Source organism: Bacteroidales bacterium, from assembly GCA_035647615.1.
Classification (GTDB): domain Bacteria; phylum Bacteroidota; class Bacteroidia; order Bacteroidales; family 4484-276; genus SABY01.
The window spans coordinates 1-20,589 of sequence record DASRND010000024.1 but is presented as its reverse complement, the minus strand read 5'-3'; the positions used below and the strand labels follow the sequence as shown (position 1 = coordinate 20,589).

Below are 20,589 nucleotides of genomic sequence, written 5' to 3'. Positions count from 1 at the left end.
AATAATGATGAATAAAAACATTTTTCGATTTACCAGCGCACTGCTTTTTATCGTGATCTTGCTTACCGCTTGCAGCGACCCAAAAGAAGAGGCACAGCGCCATGTGAGGCAAGCAGAAGTTTTTCTGCACCAATCCAGGATTGATAAAGCGATGGAGCATTATCAGGAAGCCGCCCGCCTTAACCCAGAAAATGCACAGGCAGTTTATGGAATTGCAGTGGTACTGATGAACAAAGGCCGCTACCCCGAGGCCATCGAACAACTCGATAAAGTCATCGCAATAAAAGCCGACTATGCCGATGCTTATTACAATCGCGGGCAATGCCATTTTTACCTGGGCGATCGCTATACTGCCTGCGACGACTGGACGATTGCCGACAGTCTGGGAAGACCAAATCTCAGAGATAAACTTTCAAAATGCTACTAATGAATGAGAGTTGTCCGATTGTCAGTTTGCCGAACTGTCAGTAAAAGCATCATTTTCTGTTACAACAAGAAGCAATCATGCAGATGATTGTCTATTTTTGCCGGTCAGTTTTATTATCATTTAATTATCAAAATAAATAAAAACTATGGGTCTGAAATGCGGCATCATCGGGATGACAAATGTGGGGAAAACGGAAATTTTCAACTGCATCTCCAAAACTAAAGCTGAGACTACCAAATTCGCCTTCAGCACCAGCAAATCGAACATGGGCATGATAGACGTGCCCGACGAGCGCTTGTACAAAATTGACGCGCTTGTGAAATCGGCGCGGGTGATGCCTGCCAACGTAGAAATCGTCGACATACCGGGACTTACCAAAGGATCGAGTCATGGCGAAGGCGTGGGCAATAAATTTCTAGCCGACATTCAGCAAACCGACGCCATCATTCACGTGCTACGCTGCTTCGACGATGAGGAGTTGCCCCATATGGAAGGATCTATCGATCCGGTGCGCGATTTGGAAATTGTCGATCTGGAGTTGCAGGTACGCGACCTGGACTTGGTAGAGCGCAAAATTGTACGCGTCGAAAAAGCTGGCAAAACCGGCGACAAAGAGATGAAACGACAGGCAGAGGTGCTGCGTCAGGTAGCGGCACATCTCGAAAATTTTGGCAGTGTCCGCGATATGGAACTCGATGATGACGACAAAAAGAACATCATCGACGACATGTTTCTGCTTACCGCCAAGCCGGTGATTTATGTCTGCAATGTCGACGACAGCTCAGCCGCCAAAGGCAATGCTTATGTAGATGCTGTAAAAGCAGTCTTGGCCGATAAGCAAACGCAGGTGATCGTAATTGCCGGGAAACTGGAAGCAGAGATTGCCGAGCTGGACGATGAAAACGACCGCCGCGAATTTCTAAGTGATGCCGGCCTCACCGAACCGGGCGTTAACATAATGATCAAGACAGCTTACGACATGCTCAACCTACAGTCGTTTTTTACGGCCGGCCCCAAGGAGGTGCGCGCCTGGACCATCCACAAAGGCATGACCGCACCACAAGCTGCCGGCGTAATTCACAGCGATCTGGAGCGGGGCTTCATCCGCGCAGAAGTAATCAAGTACGACGACTTTATGAAATACGGCTCAGAGCACGCCGTAAAAGAAGCTGGGAAATTCCATGTGGAAGGCAAAAATTACATTGTGCAGGAGGCTGACATGCTGAATATCAGATTTAATGTATAGAGGAAGATTGGCGCATGGCGCGTGGCGCTGGGCGCTAAATGCAAGAAGTTTGGTGAAGCAGGCAGTTTTCGGGTGGCAGGCATCCGGTACCGGACAGCCGTAGAGACGCCCGATCAGGAGTCATTTACATAGGACGCTTTGAAATATTCCTGAATTTTGAATATTGGATTTTGAATTAATACCCAAATGTGATTCACATCAATTTATAGCCCTGCCACCACTTCCGTAAAAATCCTATCAAGGTCTGCTCCCGCCACCGCCGCTACCGCCAGAAGATCCTGCAGCTTTACAGGCACCAGATTGTCGGGATCGCACTCATCGGTGATTACAGATACAGCCGACACCGGCAAACCGGCATGATGAGCCGCCATCACTTCCGGCACCGTCGACATGCCCACCACATCGGCGCCGATGCGCATCAGATAACGATATTCTACAGGGGTTTCCAGACTAGGACCGGCTAAAGCTGCATAAACTCCCTGATGCATTGTTACACCAAATTTCTCTGCTGCTGCTAACAAGCGCTTGCTAAGCTCCGGCGAATAAGCCTGACCCATATCAGGAAAACGTGGCCCAAGTTCATCGGGATTGTAACCAATGAGAGGGTTATCGCCCAACAAATTGATATGATCGGTGATGAGCATCAGCGAACCTTTTAGAATAGCCGGGTTCATCGACCCACAGGCGTTGGAAATCAAAAGATGCTTCACGCCCATAGCCTTCATCAACCGCACAGGGAAGGTGATCTGCTTCATGCTATAGCCTTCGTAGTAGTGAAAACGCCCCTGCATGGCCAGGACTGTTTTGCCAGACAACTTTCCATAAAGCAAGCGTCCATGATGCGACTCGACAGTAGAAACAGGAAAATGCGGAATTTCGGCGTAATCGATAGCAACTTCTATCTCAATGCGGCTCGCAAGTTTTCCAAGCCCCGTACCCATGATGATTGCCGTTTCGGGAGACACCATTCCTTTGCCTTTTAAAAAAGCAGCGGTTTCGTTAATTTTTTCAATAAAATTATCCATCAGAACTTTTTTACAATTAGTTGTCAAAAGTAACCAATCGCCGGAAAGCACGGAATGTTGTACAAACAAACCGTAACTTTGTCGACGGATTTTGATATTGGTATTAACACCGAAAACCTACACTTTGATAAAGAAAATCTTTCCACTCCTGCTTCTTCTTCTGTTTTTTCAGTTGACACATGCACAGAATGCAACGCCACCTGCTCCTGTTGTTACCACCCGTATTCTTTTTGTTTTTGATGCTTCGCAAAGTATGTACGGACGCTGGCAAAGTGATATGAAGCTGCATATTGCCCAGCGAATTCTGGGCAGGGTGCTCGACAGTCTGAAAGGCGTCGACAACCTCGAGCTGGCGCTAAGGCTTTACGGACATCAAAAACCATTTCCACCCCAGGATTGCGACGACACACGGCTGGAAGTTCCGTTTGCTCCAAACAATATTGCCGAAATAAAAAACCGCCTTTCTACCATCAACCCCAAAGGAACTACGCCCATAGCCTACGCGCTGTCGGAGTCGCAGTACGACTTCACACCCTGCACCCATTGCCGCAACATCATTGTGCTGATAACCGATGGAATAGAAGAATGCGGCGGCGACCCCTGCGAAGTCTCCAGAATGCTGCAACAGCAAGGCATCACGCTCAAGCCGTTTGTGATTGGTATTGGCACCGGCTTTAGTGAATCGCTCGATTGTGTGGGCAACTTTTATCCCGTTGCCAACGAAGTTGATTTCAACAATGCACTAAAAGTTGTAATCCGCCAGGTGCTCAATGCCACCACCACTCAGGTGAACCTGCTTGACCAGGCTTTCCGGCCTACCGAAACCAATGTGAATATGACCTTTCAGGATCATGTGAGCCACAAAATCCTATACAACTTCGTGCATACTTTCAACAATAAAGGCTTGCCCGACACACTGGCACTCGACCCTTTGGTAACTTACGACATAACGGTTCATACCATCCCGCCGCTCCGGCGCGACAGCATAGCGATCATCGCCGGAAGGCACAACATCATCCCGTTTGATGCAGCACAGGGAGTACTCTCGCTGCAAGTGGGTGGCAACTGGCAAACGCTCAAAAACCTCCAGGCCATCATACGGAAGCATGGCTCCACGGAAACGCTCAACGTTCAGAATTTTGGCAACACACAGCAATATCTTACCGGCGTGTACGATCTGGAGGTGCTTACGCTCCCACGGCTGTATGTCGACAGCGTAGTAATCAGCCAAAGCCACACCACAACGATTGAAATTCCACAACCCGGCATTCTGGCATTGCGACGCTACACCGACGGCTATGGCAGTTTGCTGGTGGAGCGTAATAATGAGCTGGAACTAATCTATACGCTGCCGCAGAACAAAGGCCAGACGGAAAACTTGCTGCTGCTTCCCGGAGATTACCGGATTGTGAATCGATCAAAATGGGCTGACAAATCGTTCTACACCGTCGAAGAACGCTTTACAATAATTTCTGGAAAAACAACTGAGATTAGACTGACACGATAGAGTGTTTGTTGTTCGTTGTTCGTTGTTCGTTGTCAAGCTCTTTGCCCCTTGCTCTATGCGCCATGCGCCATGCTCTTCGCGCCTTGCGCTTTATTCAAACCTTACCACGCGCGTCACCCCTTTTACTTTGAGAAGTTTCAGCTTGAGAAAAGCCAGATGTTCCACATCGCGCACCTGCACCTTTACATTTCCCTCGAAATTGTTGCCCTCGGTTTTAAAAGTCATCCCTTTGAGATTTACTTTCAAATCGTTGGTAATTACTTTGGTAATATCGTTGAGCAGCCCCATGCGGTCGAGGCCCAGGATGCGCAGATTGGAGATGAAAAAGTGCCGGCTCATGCTCTCTTTCCAGCGCGATCGGATGATGCGATAGGGGTATTTTTTAAGCATCTGTGCGGCGTTGGGGCAGTCGTAGCGATGGATTTTGATGCCGTGGTTCACAGTTACAAAACCAAAAATCCGGTCGCCGGCAATGGGATTGCAACATTTGGCCAACGAATAGTTGAGGTTGGTAACGCCGGCTTCGATAAGGATAAATTCCTGATCTTTTTCCGACTGCGATTCGATGAGTTCCTCGGTAAGTTCAAAAGTTTCGTTTTCTGTCTGACTTTTAACATTCATCTCTTCGTGTTCAGAAAAGAGCTGCTTCACCTCAAGTAGATCAACCTTTCCGTTGGCGATATGAAAATATAGGTCGATGGGTTTTTTGAAACCGTAATGCTTTGTAATCTTAACAATATTCTGATCGCTAAAATCAATCTTCCAGTTTTTGAATTTGCGCATCAGCGTTTCCTTGCCATGCTCGGCCTCCTTGAACTTATCTTCGCGCAACGCTCTGTTGATGCGTGCCTTGGCTTTGGAAGTCACTACATATTTCAGCCAGTCGATGTTGGGCTTCTGGCGTTTAGAAGTGATCACCTCCACCCTGTCGCCATTTTGCAGCTCGTGACGGATAGGCACCAACTTGTTGTTGACTTTCCCGCCGGTGCATTTGCTTCCCACGTCGGTGTGTATGTCGAAAGCAAAATCGAGGATGGTGGCTCCGGTGCGCAGTTCGCGCAAATCGCCTTCGCGGGTAAAGACGTAGATTTTGTCGGAGTTGATATGAATTTTGGAGGCACTGCCGTCGTCGAGCTGCTGAGCTCCCAAATTCTCAAGTACGTTGCGCACATCGTTCATCCAAACGTCCACATTTTTGCCATAAGCCGACTCTTTGTAGCGCCAGTGAGCAGCTACACCTTTCTCGGCTTCATCGTCCATACGCCTGGTACGTATCTGCACTTCCACATACCTGTCGGATGGCCCCAGCACAGTGGTATGCAATGATTCATAACCGCTGGTCTTGGGAGTGGAAATCCAATCGCGAAGCCTTTTGGGGTTGGGTGTATAGATGTTGGTTATTAAAGAATAAACACGCCAGCAGGCGGTCTTTTCGCTGTCCATCAGGGCAACATATCTTTTGCGGCGTTCTTCAAAGTTGTTCAGCTCTTTCTGTTTCAACTCCTCCTCAGCAGCAAGTTCATCCGTTGCATCATCATTGCGGTCGGTGCTGGCTATTTCGTTCACTTTCTCACGCCGTGCTCTGCGCATCTGCCGGGGATCGCCGTAAATTTCGAGGTCGTGCTGAAACTCCGTCACAAAATTTTCATCCTCCGGTGTCATGCATCCGGTGAGGATAAGGCGGACGGCAAAAAGATCGTACACCTGATCGATATCCACGCCCTGGCTGTCCATTTTCTTTTTGATGGAAGTGATGGTCTTGGTGCGGCTTTTTATCTCAAAAGGAATCTTTTCCTGTTCGAGCACCCCGATGATGGGTTTAGCGAATTTCTCGATATAGCGTTCCTGATCCAGCTTGCTTTCCTTCAGACGCGAGGCAATCATGGTGTAACCAATCGGATTGGTGTACCTGAAAGCATGGTCTTCGAGTTCGGCTTTTATCTGATACAATCCCAGCCGGTGGGCAATAGGAATATAAAGATACTGCACATCGTCGAGGTACCATTTCTTGAAACGATCCGGCAGCTTGTGGTAGTTGCGCATGTCGTAAAGCCGGTGCGCCATTTTGATAAAAATAACGCGCACATCATCCACAGTACTTAAAAATAGTTTCCGAAAATTCTCTGACTGGATGCTTACCTTTTCGGAATGGATGGCCGAAATCTTTTTGAAGCCTTTGACGATAGCCGATACTTCCGGCCCAAACTGCTCTTCCAATACAGACGTGTCGTCGGTGAAGCTATCGATGGCATCATGCAGCAGCGCGGCAATTACCGAAATGAGCTGCAAGCCAATTTCAACGGATACAATGGTGGCCACATTGATGCTTTGCAATATTTTCGGTTCCCCATTTTCGTGAAGCTGATCGCCATACAAATTACGGGCGTAAGCAAAGGCGTTATTAAGCAACGAATCATCAGTGTTGGTACAACCGATACAAGAGCGTTTCAGCTTTTCAAACTTCGCAGCAATCTCCTTTTCATCAGCTTCGGTCATCGTATCGTAAGGCGTTTTAGTTTTAAATTTTTAAAATCAGTGATCAAACGTAAAGCAAATTGGGTAAGTATCTTTTTCTGATTTTTACATACTTACAAAAATAACAAAAGCCCGCAGAATGTTTGCGGGCTTTTGGCTTTTTACAATTAATATCTAAACAGAGACTACTTAGTCTCCGGAAATTTTATTTCTGATCTCCTTTTGCCTGACCTTTTCGTGGCGATCCTCCTTGCTCCGGTTGCCCGGAAATAGAATCACGCATACGGGTGTCAGCTTTTATATTTTCAAATTTATAATAGTCCATTATTCCCAGGTTTCCGTTGCGGAAAGCTTCGGCAATGGCTTTGGGGATTTCGGCTTCAGCCTGAATAACGTTGGCGCGGGCTTCCTGTGCTTTGGCTTTCATCTCCTGCTCAGTAGCTACTGCCATGGCGCGCCGCTCTTCGGCTTTTGCCTGGGCAATATTTTTATCAGCATTGGCCTGATCCATCTGCAAGACCGCGCCAATGTTTTTACCAACGTCGATGTCGGCAATGTCGATGGATAGAATTTCGAAAGCTGTTCCTGAATCGAGGCCTTTTTCGAGTACCACGCGTGAGATGGAATCAGGATTTTCGAGCACCTTTTTGTGCGAATCGGCAGAACCAATCGACGATACCACACCTTCACCAATACGTGCCAGGATGGTTTCTTCGCCGGCACCTCCTACCAATTGTTTCAGGTTGGCACGCACCGTAACGCGTGCTTTTGCGATAAGCTGAATGCCGTCTTTGGCAACAGCCGCAACCGGTGGCGTATTGATAACTTTCGGGTTTACCGACATCTGCACTGCCTGGAACACGTCACGACCGGCAAGGTCGATGGCGGTAGCCGATTTAAAATCGAGCTCCATGTTGGCTTTGTCGGCAGAGATTAGCGCAGTAACGACAGACTGCACATGGCCACCAGCCAGATAATGCGCTTCCAGATCGTTACGATTTAGCTTGATTCCGGCTTTGGTGGCGGCAATCAGACTGGTGACGATCACTTCTGGCTTTATCTTACGCCAGCGCATAAGGATAAGCTGAAGCAGAGAGATGCGCACTCCCGACACCAGCGCAGAAAACCATAGGCCTACCGGCACAAAATAGAGTATTACCCACAATCCGAAGATGGAGGCAATCCCAATGGCAATAATTATTAAAGCATTTGATTCCATGTAGCGATTATTTAAGTTTTACAAAAATTTTCTTGTATTCAATTTTGGTAATAACAATGGCTTTGCCTTCGTCGACAAATTCACCGGGACTACTTACTTCGTAATATTCGTCGTTGATAAGAGCTTTTCCCATTGGCGCAAGCCGTGAAATGGAAACACCCTCGTCGCCAATTTTTATTTTGGCCAGATCGTGCATGTTGGCACGACCATCGAGCTCAGTGTGCAGCATCACACGATTCCAGGTTTTGGAACGCAGCGAAACCGCCACCACCGCTATCGATAGCACCAACGTTGCAGCCAGCACATAATGTCCGGTGCGGGTGGAATGAGTGGCATAGGTTTGCCAAATGCCAATAACCATCAGGATGAAACCCAAGACGCCCACCAGGGTGGTGCCGGGCACTACCAGAATTTCGAGAATAAGGAATAACAACCCTACAAGAATCAGTACCAGGATGATCGTCCACGACATAGCCTGAAATTTATTTTATTTGATGCTCACCGTCAATCCTCTGTTGGAGAGTTCTGTACAGAGCGGTTCAAGCACTTTAAGTTCTCCATTTTTTACAGCACATTTGCCTTTGTAATGCACAATCAGCGTAAGCTGTTCAGCAGTAACGGGATCGTGATCACAAACCTCTATCAACGCCTCTATAACATAGTCGAAGGTGTTGTGGTCGTCGTTGTAAAGCATCAGTTTATGCTCGTCAACCTGTACTTCTTTGGTTTGGTCAGCCTGTTTTGCGCGTTCTTTAAACATGTCAAATCTTGTTTTTGCCGGAGACAATAATAGCTGTTTTTTATGAATCCCGACAAAATTAACCAATAAAAACCGGATAGCAAACGATTTTATATTTTTGTCGCGGATATGAGTCAAAAAATTCAATCATTAATTACACAGCTGCAGCAGCAGCTTTGCCAACCACTGCCAGGAACGAGTGCCCATCAGCGGCTAATGCCGGAAATACGGCGTCGCTATCCCGAAAACCCTGATCTTGCGGCCGCCATGTCCAGCAGTGTGATGGCTTTGTTTTTTGAACAGACCAACGACATCCGGCTGGTATTTATTCAGCGCCCTCTTTATGATGGGGTACACAGCGGCCAGATAGCTTTTCCGGGGGGACGTACCGAAAAAAGTGATGCCGACACTTGCCAGACAGCCCTGCGCGAAACGGAAGAAGAAACCGGCATTTCTGCAAAAGATATAAAAGTGATAGGACAGCTTTCTGATTTGTACATCCCGCCAAGCAATTTTCTGGTGCATCCTTTTGTAGGATACCTCACCCATGAGCCGCACTTTGTGCCTGATCCTGTTGAAGTTCAAGAAGTTTTTACCATAAAACTCGACGACCTGCTTCGGCCCGATGCTATAAAAATGCGCACGGTCACCGGAGCCAACTACACCGCCGAAGTACCCTGCTTCTTCATCGACAACCGTTTGATATGGGGTGCAACGTCGATGATCCTCAGCGAGCTGATCATGGTAATTCAAAGATAGCAACCACGGGTTGAGAGCCACTTCAAAGCTCTAAATATTTTTAAGTAAAAACCTTATTGGATTAAGACCAAATAAAGTTGTGTGCTTATTCCAAAATTTTAATCTCGTGGGTAATGACAGCAGTTTTTCCGAGCATTAACGACACACCACAATAATGCTCCTGCGAAAGATTTATAGCCTTTTCAAGTTTGTTCATGGGCAAAATCTTGCCTTTAAAAGAGTAGATGATGTGAATCTTGCTAAAATATTTGGGATGCTCTTCGGTCAACTCGGCGCCTACAGTTACGTTGAAATAGTCGGGTTCGATGCGCATCTTGCGAAGAATAGAAATTACATCTATCCCGGTGCAGCCGCCCAACGATGCGAGGGTCAATGCTTTGGGACGAGGCCCCAAATTTTTACCACCAGATTGTTCGCCGGCATCAATCATAAATTTATGGCCATTCAGACCAACTTCAAACGCCATTCCCTCCTGAAGGGTTACATCAGCTATCATTTCCATGATTTTTTTGTTTAAATAATTTGACGGCAAAACTAAATTAAATAGTGCGACTAAGCCGATTTATTCAAATATTTTAACAAGAAATACAGTAGTCCTCGAATTCCCCCGGATCAGGCTAATTAACACGAAACTATTTCGCTGTAAAAGTCATCTTTCCGGGGATGAGACCTGTACGATATTCTGCTATAAAAGTTCCGTTGGCACGATAACGCAGCACCAAACCTTTTTGCTGGTAGTCGATGGCGTCGGTTGCAAAGATTTCGGAGGTTTTGGGATGAACCGCCAGCGTATATAACAAATGAGTATCGGGTTCAATCAGTGGCTGGCCGGGCAGATTAGCATCACTAATCGACATTGCGTAAATCCCGCCATTGATAAAATACAACGAATCGGCATTGCCATTAGCGCAAAGCGAAGACGGCGAGCTGTCGACATCGTCGAAAGTGTAAATTCGTTCGGCTTGCAGCGACCGGGGATTTATCCGGTAGAGCGTCGGGAACTCGTCACCCATCCAGCCACCGCTGCACAGCACCCAGAGCTTTTCGTTTTTATCCACCACCATCGACTGCGGCTCCTTGCCGGTCATTACTGAATCGACCACAAGGTTCGTCAGAGGATCAATAACTAACACCTTATTATTAGTATGATCTTCAAAACCATAATTGGACCAGCAGGCAGCAAACACTTTTCCTTCGACCGGTACAAGTGCTTCGGTGGGTTGATTTACAGGAATACTTCCTGTGATCGCATAGTTGTTCATGTCGATGATATGAATTGCAGGGCTTGCTAAATCGCTCACGTATGCACGGCCATCCAGCAGCGGAAGGATGTTGCGGGGCGAGGTCATTCCACTGATGACAGCCACCGAAGCAAGATCCTGCCGATGCGCCACTTCTATGCGCCCGGAATTGTTTACCACAATCCAAATGGTGCTATCCCGGAGCATGAGCGAAAGAGGCACGTCGCCCAGCGGACGCTGATTTTTGGTGTAAAAAATATCATCGCTCATCTTCAGGCTGTCGAGGTTCAAAAATGAAAGCGAGCCATTGCCACTGCCAAAGTTGCCTTCGTTGAGCACAAAAACGCCATTGTTGAGATACGGACTGTAAGGCGGCACAGGAATTACTTCGCCCCCATCGTTATCGCAGCCGGCAAACATAAAAGAGATGGCAGCTATCAATAACATGGTTCGGACTAATTGCAAACTCTTGAAGATCGTTTTCATCATTTTGTAAATTTATATTTAATAAAAAAGGAATCATTCCGAAGGGGCATGGGCTGCCAAGCGATGAGCTGGTAGTTGGCAGCGCCAATATTGTTGAGAGCTACGCCCAGTTCCAACATCGACTTTCCGAGAGGGATGTTTTTGTTGAGCTGGACATCGTTAATAAAAAAATGTGGAAGGTAACGACTGTTGTCGCTGGTGGTGTAGCGGCGGCCGGTATAATTTGCAAAATAATTCACCGTAAATCCTTTCCAGGTAAGGCTAATGTTGGCATTCAGCAAATGATCGGGGACATAAATCACCTGCTTTTTTACAGAGAGATCATTTAGCGAAAGCGCCCTAAAATTGGTGGCCGAGGTATAGCTGTAATTTAGCGAAAGCGCCCAGCTGAGGCTCTGCATTTTCGACTTCAATGCCAGCCGCGCTTCTATTCCTTTGGCCACAACATTTTTGAGATTTCGGGGCGTCCAGTAGCTAAACACCGTGTCCGGCTGCCACACGATCCACTGGTCGATGTCGGAATAAAACCACCCTGCTTCGGCTTCCAGCGAAATGTTTCCGTATTTTTTATTCCAGCCCAGACCGGCCTCGGCTGTGTAGCCCGTTTCGTTTTTCAAATCGGGATTTCCGCCCGGCGACCAATAGAGATCGTTGAGCGAAGGGGCATGGAAATTCATAGCCAGATTCCCTTTTATCTGCACCGGAAAGCTGGCAAAAGGCTGGTAATTAAATCCTGCTGCCGGAGCTATGGGCGCCCAACTATCATCCAGCAACTCCTGCCTCACAAGCAGGTTAAGTTGCAGTTGCTGCCACGGACTATAGAAAGCGCTGGCTGTAAGTGAGCCCTGGCTTCGCTTCTGCGGCTGCGCATAGTTTTCGGAGTTTACATGGTGATAATCATACTTGCCGTTGATTGTAAAGAGCAGATTATCTGCGCTGTGATAAGTATAAGATGCCTCGTTGAGCGATGAGGAAATCCTGTTTTGGGTGTTGATGGAGGAGATGACGTTTTCGTATCGCGATAAGCTGTGAATGAAACCGCTTTGAAACGTCAGCTTTGATTTACCAAAATAATGCTCCACACCTCCCACAGCGCGCACGTTGGTTTCCCGATAGGATTCATTGTTTTCGGGTACCTGCACCAGAATGTTGGGCGGCAGGTTGCGATCGTTGTCCTGCACCCAAAGACGAAGCGAAAGCGTGGTATTGTCGTCGGGGCGGTAAAATGCCTGTTGCAGCAAGCCGCTCTGCTGCCAGTCGGCATTGTAGCGATTCTCAGTAGGCGGGTTGTTGCGGCTTGCGCCAATATTCCGATAAGGGTAATCATTTGCCGATTGGTTGTGCAAAATGCGGGTAGAAAGCTGCAAGCGCTGGCTGCCGGTCTCCACGAGGGCATTCGATTGCCAGGTTGAAAAGCTACCCACTTGCTGCTGCACATTAACGCATAGCTTGTTCTGCCAGTCGGGCGAGGTGGTAAGCAAGATGCTTCCGCCCAGCCCGCCCGATGAAAATCGCGCCGATCCTGCACCAAAATAAATATCTGCACGGTCGATAAAAAGAACGGGAACTGTCGAAAAATCAGCTTGCCCGGGCATGGGTGAATTAATGTTGATGCCATTCCAGATTACCTGTGTATGCGCCGCCGATGCCCCTCTGATAGAAGTGGTGGCCAGCGAACCCTGCCCGTAGCTTTTTACAAATATGTGCGTTGACGCGGTGAGCAGCTCAGCCAGGCTGCCGGCAGCATGAGCGTCGAGTGCGGCAGAATCGAGCGGGAGGGTTTTGTATCCGGCAGATTGATCGTAGCGCCGGCTTTGTATCTCTACCACCTTCAGATTGATGGTGTCGAAAATCATCTGTCCCTGCACATTTTGCGCAAAGCAAAACCACAGCAACGCCGATACAAGGATGCCGGCTGCTTTAGGCAACAGCTTACCACTGCCGATTCGGGCGATATTGCCACCCCAAACTGCTGTGTATCCAGCATCGAAACATAGTCTTGTAATCTTTACGTTCATGTTTTAAGAATCACTAAACGAACAAATCGTCATGCTGCATCATCTTAAAACTTGCGGAAAATTGATGGGAATAAATAAAGTGGTGTACAATCTATTTATTCTAAACCTTTATCCCGAAAGCTTTTGAATGTTGTAATGGCTATGGCAGGTCTTCTGACTCACTCCCTTTTTGTCGGCGCCTTCCCATTGGTTTCGTATTTACCAACAGTGGCATGTAGATTCGGCAAAAAAAATTTTGAGAGCTTACAGCAGCGGGTACTGTTCCTGACTTTCACAGGATTCCCTATTATGACCTCTCTGCAATGTGCAGATTTTTGGTCACCATAACGCTGGCAAAAATAGGCTTTTTTGTTGGTGATTTATAATTTCAATTGAAAAGAATCAACGAAGCATGTTGTTTTGGTCAAGATCAAAATATTGATCCTTCGGGCGAGTTTTATTTTACGCATCAGATTTTTTATAAATGTGTAATCACTTTAAAAACAGCACTTATGTATAAAGAAAAGTTCGTTATAGACACACAAGGGAACAAAATTGCCGTAAAAGTTCCCTATGAGATTTTTAAGCAATTAGTGGCTGATTCAGAAGAGCTGGAGGACATTAATGAGTATCGAAAAACAAAGAAACAGAAAAGCGACCCGGTGCCTTTTGAACAGGCTTTCAATGAAATCGAATCTGAAAATAAATGAAATATTCTTTTTTTATTGAAAGACACGCGATCAAGCAATTGAAGAGAATCAACAAAACTGATATCCTAAAAATTAAATTTGGTCTTTCCTGCACGCCCTTTATTATCATTCCGCCACACGCCTTCACTTACAAAGTCTAACCCCGACGCAATACAACTATGGATATCGACATAAAGCCATGAGACCTTTCCAAAACCCGCTATTTTAGAAAGGTTCTGTTATACTGCTACCACCCCTTTGGTAAAAATTTACTATACTTTTGTCAGGTATTTTTTACGCATCAATAACTTATTCAATTTATAAATTTTAAAACACGCATCTGGTTATGAAAAAACACAATTTCTACGCAGGACCCTCCATTCTGCCACAATTTACCATCGACGAAACAATCAAAGCCATTAAAGATTTTGCCGGCACCGGCTTGTCGTTGATGGAGATTTCGCACCGCAGCAAAGAATTTGTTGCTGTAATGGACGAAGCCACGGCATTGTTTAAAGAATTGCTCAGCATTCCGGAAGGTTATTCCGTGGTATTTTTGGGCGGTGGCGCCAGCTTGCAGTTTGCTATGGTTCCTTACAACCTTATGAAAACAAAAGCCGCTTATCTCAATACCGGCCAGTGGTCATCGAAGGCAATTAAAGAAGCCAAATTGTTTGGTGAAGTGATAGAGGTAGCTTCTTCAAAGGAAAAAACCTTCAACTACATCCCCAAAGATTATAAAGTACCCCAGGATGTTGACTATTTCCACATCACCACCAACAACACCATTTATGGAACCGAAATCAGAAAAGACCTCGAAGTAGGCGTTCCATTGGTTGCCGACATGTCGTCTGATATTTTCAGCCGTCCCATCGATATTTCTAAATACGCAATGATTTATGGTGGTGCACAGAAAAATCTGGCTCCCGCCGGCGTTACCTTTGTTATCGTCCGCAACGACATTCTTGGAAAATCCGGTCGCGCCATCCCCACCATGCTCAACTACCAAACCCACATCGACAAAGAATCGATGTTTAACACACCGCCGGTAGTTCCCGTTTACGCTGCAGTACAAACTTTGAAATGGCTTAAAGAACAAGGTGGCGTTGCCGCAATGGAAAAAAGAAACATCCGCAAAGCCAATCTGCTTTACGACGAAATCGACCGCAACCCAATGTTCAAGGGCACCGTGGCCAAAGAAGACCGCTCGCTGATGAATATTTGTTTTGTAATGAAAGAAGGCTTTGAAGCACATGAGAAAGACTTCCTCACATTTGCTACAGAGCGCGGACTTATCGGACTGAAAGGTCACCGTTCGACAGGTGGTTTCCGTGCCTCTACCTACAACGCCCTACCCGAAGAGAGCGTAAAAGCACTGGTGAATGCCATGCAGGAATTTGAAAAAATTAAAGCTTAAAAAGAAAGGAATTAATATGAAAAAAGTATTGGTTGCAACCGAAAAACCCTTTGCCGCTGAGGCTGTAGATGCCATCCGCAACATTGTGAAAAAAGCCGGTTACCAACTGGAGCTGCTCGAAAAATACACCGAGCCAGCCCAACTGATCCAGGCCGCCAAAGATGCCGACGCGATGATTATCCGCAGCGACAAGGCAACCCGCGAAGTGATAGAAGCCGCTCCAAAGCTCAAGATTATTGTGAGGGCAGGCGCTGGTTTCGATAATATCGACCTGACAGCCGCCACCGAAAAAGGTATCGTGGCGATGAACACACCCGGACAAAACTCCAACGCCGTAGCCGAACTTGCATTAGGCATGATGGTAATGGCTATCCGCAACAACTACAACGGCAAAAGCGGCACCGAGCTGCGCGGCAAAACCCTGGGCATCCACGCCTATGGTAACGTTGGTAAATATGTTGCCTGCATCGCCAAAGGTTTTGGAATGGACGTGTATGCCTTCGATCCTTTTGTTAAAAAAGAAGACATCGAAAAAGACGGCGTAAAAGCACTCGCCAGCGTGGAGGAGCTTTACAGCAAATGCCAGTATGTGTCGTTGCACATCCCTGCCAACGATAAAACCAAAAAATCGATTGGCTGGCCACTGCTCTCCAAAATGCCAAAAAATGCTGTGCTGATCAACACCGCACGTAAAGAAGTGATAGACGAACAAAGTCTGATGGAGACACTCGAAAAACGTCCCGACTTTATGTATCTCTCCGATATTGCTCCCGACAGCGCCGCTGACCTCAAAGCTAAGTTTGATACCAAATGTTTCTTTACACCAAAGAAAATGGGTGCTCAGACTTCCGAAGCTAACATCAACGCAGGTATTGCAGCAGCACAACAAATCGTTAATTTTTTCGAAAAAGGAGACAAAACCTTTCAGGTTAATAAATAATTGTTCCTATTTTTGCATCGCATCAGACCTGACAATGTCGGTATCATCAGGTCTGATGCTCTTTTAACCCTGATTGGTGTAATCTTTTTTTAAAAAAAACCTAAAAAACCCTGAGCTATGGAAGAACCCGAAAGGAATTTCACCTTCTTCAGGTTTGAAGACCTGAGAGTGTATCACAAGGCATTGGAGTATGTAGAATGGGTTCATTCGGCATGTACTCTGTTTCCTGAGAATGAGATGCATAATCTAACCGTTAAGTTTACCACCGCTGCTCAGGCCATCGCTTTGCAGATTGCTGAAGGCTCTTCACGCAACAAGCCACAATTTGTTTATTACCTCAAACTGGCCAAAAGTTCCATCAGAAATTGCGTGGTGTATACTTCGGTAGCTTTAAAACTCAATTACATCACCGAAACGTCCAGCGACGAATCGCGCGGACAGCTCATGGAACTTACCAAAATGATTGGCGCCCTGATCGGCTCACTGCAGCGCAGCGCCAACTATGATGAAAGGTAATCATAACTAAATCATTAAATATTTTGCATCTGTTTAGCTGATGTCTTTTAAAACACATTTTTCAGATAATGATTTTTATTTTCTATACGCCTGCGCTACCCCTCAATCCCCTAAAGGGAAAGCCTACCGCACACTTCCGATTGTGCGTTGGCAATTCCCCCTTTAGGGGATAGGGGGTGCGCGATGGGTAATCCCAATTCATGGACTATGTACTAAATGTAAATCTAAAAAAACCACATAGATAATCACTATTTATTAAAATTAAAAATCTCCATCTAAAATTACTATGGCACAACTAAAAGCTTTTAAAGGTCTGCGTCCGCCCAAAGAAATTGCTGCAAAGCTTGCTTCGCGGCCTTACGACGTCCTCAACTCGGAAGAAGCCAAAGAGGAAGCCCGCGGCAACGACTACTCGCTGCTGCACATTATCAAACCCGAAATCGATTTGCCTGCCAATACCGACCTCTATGCACAGGAAGTGTATAACAAGGCACACTCGAATTTTGAAGCCTTCCGAAACAAAGGATGGCTTACTCCGGATAAGGAGGATCATCTCTACATCTATGCACAAACCATGAACGGCAAAACGCAATACGGCCTGGTGGGATGTGCTGCCGTAGAAGACTACATGAACAACCGGATAAAAAAACATGAGCTTACGCGAAAGGCTAAAGAAGAAGACCGCATGAAACATGTACGCATAACCAATGCCAACATGGAGCCGGTGTTTTTTACTTATCCTGCCAACGATAGGATTGACGAGATAGTAGCCAAATGGGTGCGCGAACACGATGCCGAATACGATTTTACTTCCAACGACGGTTTTGGACACCATTTTTGGGTTGTCGATGATAAAAAAGTTATCGACGAACTTATCAGCCTTTTTGCGGCTATTCCGGCTACCTACGTTGCCGACGGTCACCACCGTACCGCCGCCGCCGCTTTGGTGGGCAACGAGAAAAAACAGAACAATCCCAACCATACCGGCAAAGAAGAATACAACTATTTCCTGGCAGTGCACTTCCCCGACAACCAGCTCACCATCATCGACTACAACCGCGTGGTGACTGACCTTAACGGCATGAGCGATAAGGAATTTCTGGAAATGCTCAAAAAGAATTTTGAGGTATCCGAGATGGGAACAGAAATTTATAAACCCAACCGCCTGCACAACTTCAGCATGTATCTAGGGGGCAAATGGTATTCGCTCACGGCACGGCCGGGAACTTACGACGACAATGACCCCATCGGGGTGCTCGACGTAACCATCCTGTCGCACCTGGTGCTCGACCCGCTCAACATCAAAGATCTGCGCACATCAGAGCGCATCGACTTTGTTGGTGGCATCCGCGGACTGGGCGAGATACAAAAACGCGTCGATTCCGGCGAAATGAAAGCGGCCTTTGCACTTTATCCCGTTTCGATGAAACAACTGATAACCATCGCCGACACCGGCAATATTATGCCACCCAAAACTACCTGGTTCGAACCCAAGCTGCGCAGCGGCCTGGTGGTGCACCGGCTGGAAGACTAACAACAGACTTTCGTCTGATCATTTATAAAAAAAAGGCTGTCCTGATGGGCAGCTTTTTTTTATTAAATTGTTTTTTAAAATCTAATTTTTCGTAATAATGACCTTTTGATATTTTACCTGTTGCTTATTGTCTGTCAACACCATCAGGTAAACTCCCGCCGGAAAATGACGCACGTCAAACTGATATTCGTTTACGCCAGTTTGCAGTAAGCGTTTTTCTTTTTGAATGCCTTGAAAATTGTAGAGAACTGCTGACTTAAAATTTGTTTCTGGAGATATAGTCAGTACGAAAGATTCGGAGACGGGATTGGGATGAATGGTAAATACAGAAGCTGAATGATGTTCGTCAACACCAGTAATAATTTGATCGCAATCCACATGATTCCAATGCCCACCATAATAAGGACTCAACCAAACATCCGTCTCCTGATCCTGATAGCACCTGAGCGGACCATTGTTCGAACCGTCGTAGTTAGGAAACATAAAATAAGTTCCCCCAATACCCTCGATAACTTTGTCGGCAAACTCAATCATCATCCCGTCGCCCGAGGTTACATATTGGATTTTGCGTGACTCGCCACTTATCTCAATAGTTCCTGTTGAGTCGATGATCATCAGCAAAGGATCTCCGGTGTATGTCTTATAATAATCAAGCACGAGTGTATCCCCGGCGATTGCAGAGAAATCGTACAAAAGATGAAACGCGTCATCAGCATAGAAATAGACACGGCCTTCCTCAGAATACATGTAGTGAGAACCCATTGAAGCAGTATCGGCATAGTACCGATCGACCTGAAGCAGACGCTTACACAACTTTCCGCCAACGTTCACCTCCGAAATGCATTCAATGGTTTTATAAGTTGTAAATGTATCACCAAAACCCCACTGGGTGTAGTGCCACAAGGCGCCGATTGGGGCAAACTCGTTTTCGGTAGTTTTGGAAGAAGCATATTCCTGTCCCTGCGCGTGGCACAGCAGCAGGAAAAACAAACTATAGAACAGCAATGTGGCTCTTCGAAAGTTAGAACGATAAAGCGTCAGAACCGCTTTAGAACTTTGAAGAAAGTAATGCTTTTTCATATCTGCCTCCAAAAAGTTATTAAACGCTCTTCCTACGCAATAGGGTAGGAAGAGCATGATAAACTTTATATCTATTTACTAATAGCAATTTTACCAGATTGACTAAAACCTTTCACGTTGAGAGTATAATAATAAACACCGGGCTTAACCTTTCGAGTATCCCAAAGTTTCTGGCCTTGCTGCCCGTTTACTTGGAGTATTTCAACAATACTGCCCATCGAATTCGAAATCACGATGGTTGCTTCCGTTGCATCGACCGGAAGTGTATAGTCAAATGCTGCCCATTCTTTAGCAGGATTGGGTTTAACGAATATCGAAAGTCCGTGTGCTTTACTCAGGTTTCCATTTATCCCGACGCCTTCACATTTTTCAAACAAATGATCAAAGTTGTTATCGGAGTAGTGTCCAACATTTACATGTATCCAATCTGTTGGCAAGCCGCAGCCGTTTCCTGATCCATCTGGTGAGGGCTCCATAGTATTAATTAAAGGATAGTTGTTAATAATGCCAATACGTTCAATCAGTGTATATTCGATGTATTCGGGATAGCCGGGTACATACAAGTGCTCAAACAATGTATCGCGTAGGATGAATTTTTTGAGATACTCTCCTTCAATTTCAATTATGCTTTCATCGATAACTTTGAGAGGTAGAATGGAAGAGCAAGCTGAATCCTCCCAATGATTATTCCACCCTGCTGTTCTGAAAGTTGTAAATACATCACCAAGGCTCAAATTAAAAGTGAAAAAAAGATATTCCTGATTGTTCACGTACCGATAAACAGTATCATTTTCAGATCGTGTAAACAAAGCTCGGTTTCCCCACTCATCTGATGCTTTGGAGCCTTTGTCATTGGAGCTAATAATACTGTAGAGGTTGCCTGAGATGAGTGTGTCACCAGTCACTCCGAAAATTTCTTCTCCGGCAGGCATGCCATCCCATCCTGTTACACAGTATGTCCAGGTTGCGCCTTGCACAGGCCACGTTTGCGTATCAGAAGCATATTCCTGCCCCTGCGCCTGGCACAGCAGCAGGAAAAACAAACTATAAAACAGCAAGGTGGCTTTTCGGAAATGAGAACGATAAAGCGTCAGAACCGCTTTAGAACTTTGAAGAAAGATTTGCTTTTTCATAAGGCGATAGTTTTGATTTGTGAATAATATGAATTGGAATCAATTTGTACCTGCTCTTTCCGTACCCGGAAAGATTATGATTAGTCACGGAAGACCCAAATGTACTGTAAATTTGGCTTGTTATTCAAATTATTTAACGTAATTTATTAGGGGGGGGGG

19 protein-coding genes and 1 riboswitch are annotated in these 20,589 nt (G+C 46.1%); of the genes, 9 read left to right on the top strand and 10 right to left on the bottom strand.

The genetic code is table 11. The features are described from left to right. Window positions 1–4 precede the first annotated feature (4 nt). Both VFC92_07385 and ychF read left to right on the top strand, forming a co-directional pair. Window positions 5–427 carry a tetratricopeptide repeat protein gene (locus VFC92_07385; GenBank protein ID HZK08008.1) on the top strand — a complete coding sequence of 141 codons (423 nt, stop codon included), beginning with the start codon at window positions 5–7 and terminating at the stop codon, window positions 425–427. Window positions 428–572: 145 nt separating this feature from the next. Then, window positions 573–1,673, top strand: a complete 1,101-nt coding sequence (gene ychF / locus VFC92_07380) for a redox-regulated ATPase YchF (GenBank protein HZK08007.1) — start codon at window positions 573–575, stop codon at window positions 1,671–1,673. Between the two features lie 203 nt (window positions 1,674–1,876). On the opposite strand, the gene VFC92_07375 is transcribed toward ychF, so the two are convergent. Beyond that, complete coding sequence (locus VFC92_07375; GenBank protein ID HZK08006.1) at window positions 1,877–2,698, bottom strand: purine-nucleoside phosphorylase; 822 nt, start codon at window positions 2,696–2,698, stop codon at window positions 1,877–1,879. Window positions 2,699–2,822: 124 nt separating this feature from the next. Here VFC92_07375 and VFC92_07370 point away from each other — a divergent pair, with 124 nt between their 5' ends. Beyond that, on the top strand, window positions 2,823–4,205 hold the full coding sequence (locus tag VFC92_07370; protein HZK08005.1) for a VWA domain-containing protein: 1,383 nt from the start codon (window positions 2,823–2,825) through the stop codon (window positions 4,203–4,205). A 90-nt stretch (window positions 4,206–4,295) separates the two neighbouring features. Here the strand turns inward: VFC92_07370 and VFC92_07365 are convergent, their stop codons facing one another. The 4 genes from VFC92_07365 to VFC92_07350 form a co-directional block, all read right to left on the bottom strand. Further along, window positions 4,296–6,701: an HD domain-containing protein gene (locus tag VFC92_07365; protein ID HZK08004.1), complete on the bottom strand. Its 2,406-nt coding sequence runs from the start codon at window positions 6,699–6,701 to the stop codon at window positions 4,296–4,298. 184 nt (window positions 6,702–6,885) lie between these two features. Then, the gene (gene floA / locus VFC92_07360) at window positions 6,886–7,899 is read right to left on the bottom strand and encodes a flotillin-like protein FloA (protein ID HZK08003.1); all 1,014 of its coding nucleotides are present in this window, start codon (window positions 7,897–7,899) and stop codon (window positions 6,886–6,888) included. A 7-nt stretch (window positions 7,900–7,906) separates the two neighbouring features. Beyond that, window positions 7,907–8,371 (bottom strand): NfeD family protein, encoded by a 465-nt coding sequence (locus tag VFC92_07355; protein ID HZK08002.1) that lies wholly within the window; start codon window positions 8,369–8,371, stop codon window positions 7,907–7,909. A 15-nt stretch (window positions 8,372–8,386) separates the two neighbouring features. Further along, window positions 8,387–8,659 carry an ATP-dependent Clp protease adaptor ClpS gene (locus VFC92_07350; protein HZK08001.1) on the bottom strand — a complete coding sequence of 91 codons (273 nt, stop codon included), beginning with the start codon at window positions 8,657–8,659 and terminating at the stop codon, window positions 8,387–8,389. A 108-nt stretch (window positions 8,660–8,767) separates the two neighbouring features. On the opposite strand from VFC92_07350, the gene VFC92_07345 reads away from it, so the two are divergent. Further along, the gene (locus VFC92_07345) at window positions 8,768–9,397 is read left to right on the top strand and encodes a CoA pyrophosphatase (protein ID HZK08000.1); all 630 of its coding nucleotides are present in this window, start codon (window positions 8,768–8,770) and stop codon (window positions 9,395–9,397) included. Between the two features lie 85 nt (window positions 9,398–9,482). Here VFC92_07345 and VFC92_07340 read toward each other — a convergent pair whose 3' ends face one another. The 3 genes from VFC92_07340 to VFC92_07330 form a co-directional block, all read right to left on the bottom strand. Then, window positions 9,483–9,899, bottom strand: coding sequence for an OsmC family protein (locus tag VFC92_07340; protein ID HZK07999.1), 417 nt, complete (start codon window positions 9,897–9,899; stop codon window positions 9,483–9,485). A gap of 130 nt (window positions 9,900–10,029) precedes the next feature. After that, entirely contained in the window at window positions 10,030–11,127 is a 1,098-nt protein-coding gene (locus tag VFC92_07335; protein ID HZK07998.1) for a DUF5074 domain-containing protein, read from the bottom strand. Beyond that, window positions 11,124–13,142, bottom strand: a complete 2,019-nt coding sequence (locus VFC92_07330; protein HZK07997.1) for a TonB-dependent receptor — start codon at window positions 13,140–13,142, stop codon at window positions 11,124–11,126. The genes VFC92_07335 and VFC92_07330 overlap by 4 nt, the downstream gene beginning before the upstream one ends. 125 nt (window positions 13,143–13,267) lie before the next feature. After that, window positions 13,268–13,483, bottom strand: a riboswitch (cobalamin riboswitch). 30 nt (window positions 13,484–13,513) lie between these two features. Here VFC92_07330 and VFC92_07325 point away from each other — a divergent pair. The 5 genes from VFC92_07325 (at window position 13,514) to VFC92_07305 (ending at window position 18,217) form a co-directional block, all read left to right on the top strand. Continuing rightward, a complete protein-coding gene (locus tag VFC92_07325; protein ID HZK07996.1) occupies window positions 13,514–13,831 on the top strand; it encodes a hypothetical protein in 318 nt (105 codons plus the stop codon). 325 nt (window positions 13,832–14,156) lie between these two features. Next, a complete protein-coding gene (serC, locus tag VFC92_07320) occupies window positions 14,157–15,227 on the top strand; it encodes a 3-phosphoserine/phosphohydroxythreonine transaminase (protein ID HZK07995.1) in 1,071 nt (356 codons plus the stop codon). A gap of 16 nt (window positions 15,228–15,243) precedes the next feature. Then, window positions 15,244–16,167 carry an NAD(P)-dependent oxidoreductase gene (locus VFC92_07315; GenBank protein ID HZK07994.1) on the top strand — a complete coding sequence of 308 codons (924 nt, stop codon included), beginning with the start codon at window positions 15,244–15,246 and terminating at the stop codon, window positions 16,165–16,167. Window positions 16,168–16,284: 117 nt separating this feature from the next. Further along, the gene (locus tag VFC92_07310) at window positions 16,285–16,683 is read left to right on the top strand and encodes a four helix bundle protein (protein HZK07993.1); all 399 of its coding nucleotides are present in this window, start codon (window positions 16,285–16,287) and stop codon (window positions 16,681–16,683) included. A gap of 286 nt (window positions 16,684–16,969) precedes the next feature. Beyond that, on the top strand, window positions 16,970–18,217 hold the full coding sequence (locus VFC92_07305) for a DUF1015 family protein (GenBank protein HZK07992.1): 1,248 nt from the start codon (window positions 16,970–16,972) through the stop codon (window positions 18,215–18,217). An 81-nt stretch (window positions 18,218–18,298) separates the two neighbouring features. Here the strand turns inward: VFC92_07305 and VFC92_07300 are convergent, their stop codons facing one another. Then, a complete protein-coding gene (locus VFC92_07300) occupies window positions 18,299–19,297 on the bottom strand; it encodes a T9SS type A sorting domain-containing protein (protein ID HZK07991.1) in 999 nt (332 codons plus the stop codon). Between the two features lie 71 nt (window positions 19,298–19,368). Next, the gene (locus VFC92_07295; protein ID HZK07990.1) at window positions 19,369–20,430 is read right to left on the bottom strand and encodes a hypothetical protein; all 1,062 of its coding nucleotides are present in this window, start codon (window positions 20,428–20,430) and stop codon (window positions 19,369–19,371) included. Between the last annotated feature and the right edge of the window lie 159 nt (window positions 20,431–20,589).

Excerpts from the sequence above, each read along its gene's own strand:
- VFC92_07365 (HZK08004.1), bottom strand. The coding sequence starts at position 6,701 with ATGACCGAAGCTGATGAAAAGGAGATTGCTGCGAAGTTTGAAAAGCTG.
- VFC92_07330 (HZK07997.1), bottom strand. The coding sequence starts at position 13,142 with ATGAACGTAAAGATTACAAGACTATGTTTCGATGCTGGATACACAGCA.
- VFC92_07350 (HZK08001.1), bottom strand. The coding sequence starts at position 8,659 with ATGTTTAAAGAACGCGCAAAACAGGCTGACCAAACCAAAGAAGTACAG.
- VFC92_07300 (HZK07991.1), bottom strand. The coding sequence starts at position 19,297 with ATGAAAAAGCATTACTTTCTTCAAAGTTCTAAAGCGGTTCTGACGCTT.
- VFC92_07335 (HZK07998.1), bottom strand. The coding sequence starts at position 11,127 with ATGATGAAAACGATCTTCAAGAGTTTGCAATTAGTCCGAACCATGTTA.
- VFC92_07340 (HZK07999.1), bottom strand. The coding sequence starts at position 9,899 with ATGGAAATGATAGCTGATGTAACCCTTCAGGAGGGAATGGCGTTTGAA.
- VFC92_07305 (HZK07992.1), top strand. The coding sequence starts at position 16,970 with ATGGCACAACTAAAAGCTTTTAAAGGTCTGCGTCCGCCCAAAGAAATT.
- VFC92_07355 (HZK08002.1), bottom strand. The coding sequence starts at position 8,371 with ATGTCGTGGACGATCATCCTGGTACTGATTCTTGTAGGGTTGTTATTC.
- floA (HZK08003.1), bottom strand. The coding sequence starts at position 7,899 with ATGGAATCAAATGCTTTAATAATTATTGCCATTGGGATTGCCTCCATC.
- VFC92_07315 (HZK07994.1), top strand. The coding sequence starts at position 15,244 with ATGAAAAAAGTATTGGTTGCAACCGAAAAACCCTTTGCCGCTGAGGCT.
- VFC92_07345 (HZK08000.1), top strand. The coding sequence starts at position 8,768 with ATGAGTCAAAAAATTCAATCATTAATTACACAGCTGCAGCAGCAGCTT.
- ychF (HZK08007.1), top strand. The coding sequence starts at position 573 with ATGGGTCTGAAATGCGGCATCATCGGGATGACAAATGTGGGGAAAACG.
- serC (HZK07995.1), top strand. The coding sequence starts at position 14,157 with ATGAAAAAACACAATTTCTACGCAGGACCCTCCATTCTGCCACAATTT.
- VFC92_07295 (HZK07990.1), bottom strand. The coding sequence starts at position 20,430 with ATGAAAAAGCAAATCTTTCTTCAAAGTTCTAAAGCGGTTCTGACGCTT.
- VFC92_07385 (HZK08008.1), top strand. The coding sequence starts at position 5 with ATGATGAATAAAAACATTTTTCGATTTACCAGCGCACTGCTTTTTATC.
- VFC92_07375 (HZK08006.1), bottom strand. The coding sequence starts at position 2,698 with ATGGATAATTTTATTGAAAAAATTAACGAAACCGCTGCTTTTTTAAAA.
- VFC92_07310 (HZK07993.1), top strand. The coding sequence starts at position 16,285 with ATGGAAGAACCCGAAAGGAATTTCACCTTCTTCAGGTTTGAAGACCTG.